The 6,692-nt window shown below is 28.1% G+C and carries 5 protein-coding genes and 1 rRNA gene (1 of these 6 running past the window's edge); 2 read left to right on the top strand and 4 right to left on the bottom strand.

Annotated features, from left to right (window positions below):
- A 16S ribosomal RNA gene (locus CNEONATNEC86_RS05775) occupies window positions 1-219 on the bottom strand; it reaches 1,296 nt to the left of the window's first position.
- Between the two features lie 426 nt (window positions 220-645).
- Here CNEONATNEC86_RS05775 and CNEONATNEC86_RS05770 point away from each other — a divergent pair.
- Window positions 646-1,983, top strand: coding sequence for an MATE family efflux transporter (locus tag CNEONATNEC86_RS05770; RefSeq protein ID WP_125148333.1), 1,338 nt, complete (start codon window positions 646-648; stop codon window positions 1,981-1,983).
- A gap of 134 nt (window positions 1,984-2,117) precedes the next feature.
- On the opposite strand, the gene CNEONATNEC86_RS05765 is transcribed toward CNEONATNEC86_RS05770, so the two are convergent.
- A complete protein-coding gene (locus CNEONATNEC86_RS05765; RefSeq protein WP_125148334.1) occupies window positions 2,118-2,603 on the bottom strand; it encodes a hypothetical protein in 486 nt (161 codons plus the stop codon).
- 125 nt (window positions 2,604-2,728) lie between these two features.
- On the bottom strand, window positions 2,729-3,646 hold the full coding sequence (locus CNEONATNEC86_RS05760) for an aldo/keto reductase (protein ID WP_125148335.1): 918 nt from the start codon (window positions 3,644-3,646) through the stop codon (window positions 2,729-2,731).
- Window positions 3,647-4,170: 524 nt separating this feature from the next.
- Between CNEONATNEC86_RS05760 and CNEONATNEC86_RS05755 the strand changes: the two genes are divergently transcribed.
- Window positions 4,171-4,692: a nitroreductase gene (locus CNEONATNEC86_RS05755; RefSeq protein ID WP_159135676.1), complete on the top strand. Its 522-nt coding sequence runs from the start codon at window positions 4,171-4,173 to the stop codon at window positions 4,690-4,692.
- Between the two features lie 413 nt (window positions 4,693-5,105).
- Here the strand turns inward: CNEONATNEC86_RS05755 and CNEONATNEC86_RS05750 are convergent, their stop codons facing one another.
- Window positions 5,106-6,638: a methyl-accepting chemotaxis protein gene (locus CNEONATNEC86_RS05750; RefSeq protein WP_159135675.1), complete on the bottom strand. Its 1,533-nt coding sequence runs from the start codon at window positions 6,636-6,638 to the stop codon at window positions 5,106-5,108.
- Window positions 6,639-6,692 lie beyond the last annotated feature (54 nt).

Genomic DNA, 6,692 nt, shown 5'->3' with positions numbered 1-6,692 from the left:
CGAATTGCTCCTTTAATTGCTATATCATGCGATACTACAATCTTATGCGGTATTAATCTTCCTTTCGAAAGGCTATCCCCCACTATAAGGCAGGTTACCCACGTGTTACTCACCCGTCCGCCGCTAATCCATTTCCCGAAGGAAACTTCATCGCTCGACTTGCATGTGTTAGGCACGCCGCCAGCGTTCGTCCTGAGCCAGGATCAAACTCTCAATAAAAAGTTTAATCTTGCTCTTACTCTTATAAAAGAATTGCTGGTTTACTAATTCACTTGTTTATTATATTCTGTTCAATTTTCAAAGATCATTATTTGTCGCAACCAATCGACTTATTTAGTCTATCACTTTGTTTTCACATTGTCAACAACTTTTTAAACATCTTTTGTTCTTATTTGTTGTTTTCTGTACTTGCGACGTTTTTTATCTTAACACATTACTTTTTGAACATTCTAATTGTAAATTCTACTTTTTAGCAATTACTTTTATATTTCTCATTAATTCTTTATTTTTATTTAATATTCTCATATAGACACGCCCCGTAATGTTGTTTTATAATTTCATTATCTAATCTTTATTATAAGTAATATGATATAATCGTATTATATTTAATAACAAATTACTTTTGAACGAAAGAAGGCATTAATAGTGTTAATACGAAAAGACATTCTTAAATTAGCTATACCTATTGTAATTGAACAAACTTTTGTAATGCTGCTTGGTGTTTGTAATACTATGATGGCAGGACATATCGGGCCCGAAGCTGTATCTGCAATCGGAATGGTCGATACAATCAACAATCTCTTTATTTCATTTTTTGCAGCACTTTCTGTTGGTGCAACTGTAGTCGTTGCTCAACAAATTGGACAAGACCTATATAAAAAAGCTAACGAAACTGCTGTACAAGCCATTGTGTCAGGTTTTATAGTTTCTTCTATAATCACTTTATTTTTATGGTGTTTCCGTATCCCCCTAATTAACATTCTTTATGGTTCCGCTGAAGAATTGGTAAAATCTAATGCAAAACTCTATCTTGAATTCACATTATTTACCTATCCTTTTATAGCAATTGAACAAATATCAAATGGAATACTTCGAGGCTGTGGTGATACCAAGACACCTATGTATATAACTATGTTTATGAATGTAATAAATATAGTTTTAGGCTATATTTTAATATATGGATTAGGCATTATACCATCACTCGGAATCATGGGTGCTTCCCTTGCAATAGCTATAGCAAGAATAATCGGTACATTAATTATAGGATTTGTTTTATTTAGAGGTAGTAAAGTTATTAAAATTAAAAAGATATTTCCATTTAAATTTAATTTTAAAATCCAGAAAAGTATCTTTAATATAGGAATACCCGCTAGTGTGGAGCAAGTCATATTTAATGCTGGCAAGCTAATTGTACAAATTTTTATTGTTACTATGGGAACTTCTTCAATTGCAGCAAATTCAATTGCAATGTCTATTTCCCAAATAATAAATGTTCCTGGAACTGCTCTATGCCTTGCTGCAACTACATTGGTTGGCCAGCATATAGGGCGAGATGATGTTAAGGGAGCTAAAGAAACCTTGATTTATTTAGTTAAGTTTGCAACATTTAGTTTAGTATCTATTGGTATTATATTTATCTTTATTGGAAGATTCGTATCATCACTTTATACAAATGTGCCTGAAGTAATTGATCTTTCAGCAATGCTACTTAGATGGAATAGCGTAGCATTGTTAGCATGGCCTATTTCATTTGTACTTTCAGCTGGACTTAAAGGTGCTGGTGATACAAGATATACCATGTTCACTGCATTTATTGGAATGTGGATTTTTAGGATAGCAATAGGATATTTCCTAGGCATTATACTTAACATTGGAGTTCTTGGAATTTGGATTGGAATGTTTATAGATTGGATTGTACGTGGAATTATGTATCTCATAAGGCTTCATGGGACTAAATGGCTTAAATATAAAATTACAGATTAATTTATCTTTAACAAGTTAAATATGTAATATCTTTTTATAATCATAAACAATGCCTATCGTCTATACATAAAATAAAATAAACTAAATAAATATTACTGATTAATATATACAGTATTATTATTTAGCTTATTTTATTAAGTTCTATTTAACGTTCTAAAATTAATAATAGTTCCAAAAAGTATTAGAATTATAGCAAGTAAATTAGATCCAGTATCACTAATTATTTGTTGATCTCTTTGTTCTGAGCTTGCATTAACAGCAGTCATATATGCATCATAATTAATAAATAGAAATATTACAGTACTAAATAGAAATAATCTATTTGTTAGTTTAGGCAAATACGTCAGATCTTCTATATTTTCAGTATAGTTAGTCTCATTCAAACTATCTAAAGTTTTAATTTTATTCCACTCTACATACCTTATATTTAATAATACACCAACGAGTACAATATAAAGACCTTGAGTTGAAATTCCTAATATGTTTAGCTGCTTAATTAATGCTTGCCTGTCAACTTTTATAGTATCTTCACCTTCTTCATTGGCTTCATTGGCTTGGTTATCAGTATTCTTTTTTGCATTATCATTAACATTGTAGCTGATATTGTCTTTATTGTTCATCTTTCACCTAATCGTTCATACTGATACTCATATATTATATGAATCTTTTATTTCTTTTGATATAAATCATTATAAAAATAAGAAGAACTTAAGTTCTTCTTATTTAATGCATATACTATTAATTTTTAAGGAAGTTTATTTCCTGCCGCTAAGTATATTTCATACCATTCTTGCCTAGTTAATTCCACGTCACTTGCAGTACAAATATCTTTTATTCTATTTGGATTCATAGTTCCAATTATTGTTTGAATTTTTGCTGGATGCCTTAATATCCATGCTGTTGCAATTGAAGTATTAGACACGCCTTTCTTTTCTGCAATTTCATCTATTTTTTTATTTAATTCTGGAAACTTAGGATTATCTAAAAATACTCCTTCAAAAAATCCATATTGATATGGTGACCATGCTTGAATTGTTATATCATTTAGTCTACAATATTCTAAAATTCCACCATCTCTATCTAACCCAGCTTCACATTCCATGTTAGCATTTAACCCCGAGTCTATCATTCCTGTATGCATTATTCCAAATTGCATTTGATTAATAATAATCTTATTATCAAGATATTTATTCAATAATTCAATCTGCATCGGTGTTGCATTGCTAACTCCAAAGTGTTTAACTTTTCCACTTTCAGATAATTTGCTGAAAGCTTCTGCAACTTCTTCTGGCTCCATTAATGTATCTGGACGATGTAGTAATAATGAATCTACATAATCAGTTTTTAATCTTTTTAAGCTAGCATCTACAGAAGTTAAAATATGTTCTTTTGAAAAATCATACATAACACCTGGAACTATTCCACATTTAGTTTGAATTACTATCTTTTCTCTTACATCAGAATTCATTTGAATAGCTTCAGCAAAAATTTCTTCTGATTTTCCTCCACCATATATATCAGCATGATCAAAGAATGTTATTCCTTCAGATAAAGCTTGCTTTATTGTTTTTTCAGCTTCACCTGTACTTAACTCTGCCATTCTCATACATCCAAGTCCAATTTCAGTAACCTCATATTTATTAGCAATATTTATTTTTTTCATTTTTTAATCCTCCCTTTTATTATTCACTCACTTTCAGTATACATTTACATTTATATTTTTACTATATAATTATTATTTATATTTTTCAATATTATTCATATAATTATAATAATTCTTGGATTTTTAGTATGAATGATCTTATCTTTTATTTAATTAATAACCCCTATATCAATCAGGTACATCCTCTTAATCCCCACCAAATAAGTAAATTCTTAAATTCTTAAATTCTTAAATTCTTAAATTCTTAAATTCTTAAATTCTTAAATTCTTAAATTCTTAAATTCTTAAATTCTTAAATTCTTAAATTCTTAAATTCTGGGCATTATATTCCATCTTTACCTTTTCTGCAATTAAATTATTTTTTTCATTGAATCATCTATAAGACTTACTAATAAAATATACAATACTACTAAATTTAATAAATATAGCACATTAATTTTATTCTTTTAACCAAACTTAATATGATATATTTATCAAAATATGCTAAAATTGTTTTATAAAATAAAATAAAGGAAGTGTCTAAAATGAATCCAGTTTTACAAAACATATTAACAAGAAGAAGTGTACGAGCTTTTACTGATAAGAAAATCAGTCGTGAAGATCTAGATTTAATACTAAAGGCAGGAATTTACGCACCAAGCGGAATGAACAAACAAACTTGGCAATTTACTGTTATTCAAAATCAAAATAAAATTCAAGAATTAGCAAAAGCAATTGGCAAATCTTTAAAAAGAGATGCTAACTATAATTTTTACGGACCAGATACTATAATTCTTTTATCTAATGAAAAGGACAATTCAAACGGATTAGCTGATTGCTCTTCTGCTCTTCAAAATATATTTTTAATGGCAAATGAACTTGGAATAGGCTCTTGTTGGATTAACCAATTAAAAACCATTTGTGATGAACTGGAAATAAGATCACTACTAAACAGCTATGGAATTCCTGAAAACCATATTGTTTGGGGAATTGCAGTTCTTGGTTATCCTGAAAAGCCAAACGAAATAAAACCGAAAAATGAATCTGTTATTAAATTTGTTGACTAATGTCACTATTATAGTTATTTAAATAATATTATAAAATTAAATTTAAATATATATACTCTGATAACATAAAAAGTTCAAGTAATTATAGCACAAGCTATATTTCTTGAACTTTTTATTTTTTACTTTTGCCTTTAGGTCTGTCCTACCTTGAATAGGTATCCAAATTCTATCTTGTTATTTGAATAAACCAGGAACTGCTTTCTTACTTCTTAGATTACTATTATCATTTAATTTAATTTTCTTACCAACTGTTTGAACAATATTCCAAATGCCTTGAACACCGATATCTTGATTACATGCTCTTTTTATATTTTATTAATTACTACTTGTTCCTGCTAAAATTACACTGTAACTCTAAAAAATATCAGTATTAAAAATTTTTTAAAACTGATATTTTTTCATTATATATAATTCTATTTTATAAGCTCATTCATTGATTTAACAACATTACCAAGCTCATTAACATTCGCTTCTATTTCTTCATTAGCCGCTGTATTGCGTTCTATTCCTGCATTAACCACTTCATATTCTTCTATGATATGATTAGTTCTATCAGATACTTCTTCATTAAAGCTTATTACAGATTTTGTTTCCTTAAGAAGAGTTTCTGAAGCATTACCTATTTCAATAATATTACTGCTAAAGTTCTTTAGTTCGTCTCCTATATTCTTTAGACCTTCTACACTTTTATTAATTATACTATTGCCGGTTTGTGATTTTTCATTATTATTTTCCATTTCATGTTCTACTATATTAATTTTATCTTTTAATTCTCCCACTATATCACTAACTTGATTTAATGAATTTTTTGTACCTTCTGCAAGTTTTCTAATTTCTTCTGCAACAACAGCAAATCCTTTTCCATATTCACCTGCTCTTGCAGCTTCAATAGACGCATTTAAAGCAAGGAGATTTGTCTGTTCTGAAATATCCCCTATTAAGTTTAAAATATCATCTACTTGACTTGATTTTTCTTCTAATTCTTTTGCTGATTCAAAAGTAGTATTTATATTATCGCTTATATCATCCATAATCCTTAATGAACTACTTAAATCATGTAAATTTTCATCAATAGTACTTATAAAATCTCCAATTTTGTTTTGACAATCGCTGGTTTTATCTACTACTATTTCATTAGCTTTTAATAATGAGTTTAATATATCTTTATTTTCATTTGCTTTAATAATCATATTATTGGAGTAATTAATAACCCTCTGACTTGTACTTGTAACTTCTAAAAGTGATCCTGTTTGTTCTTCAACTGCAGATGATAAATTCTCACTTGTTTCTACAACATCTGCTGATATTTCAGATATAGTTTTAAATAAATGAACAAGTTTTTCATTTTCAATTTCTAGTTCTTCTTCCTTATTAGCTACTTCCTTCATAAGCTTCGAAGAAAAATATACAATTAGAAATATACCTATTAGTGTCAATACTATTGCTACTATCTTCATCATTATTTCTGATTGAGATAATTGTTCACCTGTAAAACTGCCAGGATTTCTTTTAAATACTATCCCCATACATATGACACCTAAAACCATAGATATAGATACCATTTTTAAATCAAAAAATAAAGCTCCTAATATTATAAAATAGAAGATGATCATCCATTGAGAATCTGAGTGTAGTATTACATCTAAAAGTATATAATGAAAATATGTAATAAATAATATCACGCCTTTTGTCGCATTAAATGCTTTCATATTAAATTCATTTTTCCCCACAGTCCATACATAACAAATTCTAAACACAATTCCATATATGACTATAGCAGCTGTTAGAATTACAATTGCAGATGTAGTTACGGAATCATTAATACCAGTAACCTTCATCGTAATTGCATTTATTAAAGATGCTATGCAGCTTACCAAATAAATAATAAGAACAAATTTTAATGTTTTTTGATTAAATTTAATAATAGAACTCTCTCCATTTTTCATGTTTTATCCTCCTAATAAGTTAATTATAATATTTAATTTTTATTTTATAATTTA

This window comes from Clostridium neonatale, from assembly GCF_900465025.1.
Classification (GTDB): Bacteria; Bacillota; Clostridia; order Clostridiales; family Clostridiaceae; genus Clostridium; species Clostridium neonatale.
Note: the sequence above shows the minus strand (reverse complement) of the source record. Positions and strands in the feature narration are given on the sequence as shown.

Excerpts from the sequence above, each read along its gene's own strand:
- CNEONATNEC86_RS05765 (WP_125148334.1), bottom strand. The coding sequence starts at position 2,603 with ATGAACAATAAAGACAATATCAGCTACAATGTTAATGATAATGCAAAA.
- CNEONATNEC86_RS05750 (WP_159135675.1), bottom strand. The coding sequence starts at position 6,638 with ATGAAAAATGGAGAGAGTTCTATTATTAAATTTAATCAAAAAACATTA.
- CNEONATNEC86_RS05760 (WP_125148335.1), bottom strand. The coding sequence starts at position 3,646 with ATGAAAAAAATAAATATTGCTAATAAATATGAGGTTACTGAAATTGGA.
- CNEONATNEC86_RS05755 (WP_159135676.1), top strand. The coding sequence starts at position 4,171 with ATGAATCCAGTTTTACAAAACATATTAACAAGAAGAAGTGTACGAGCT.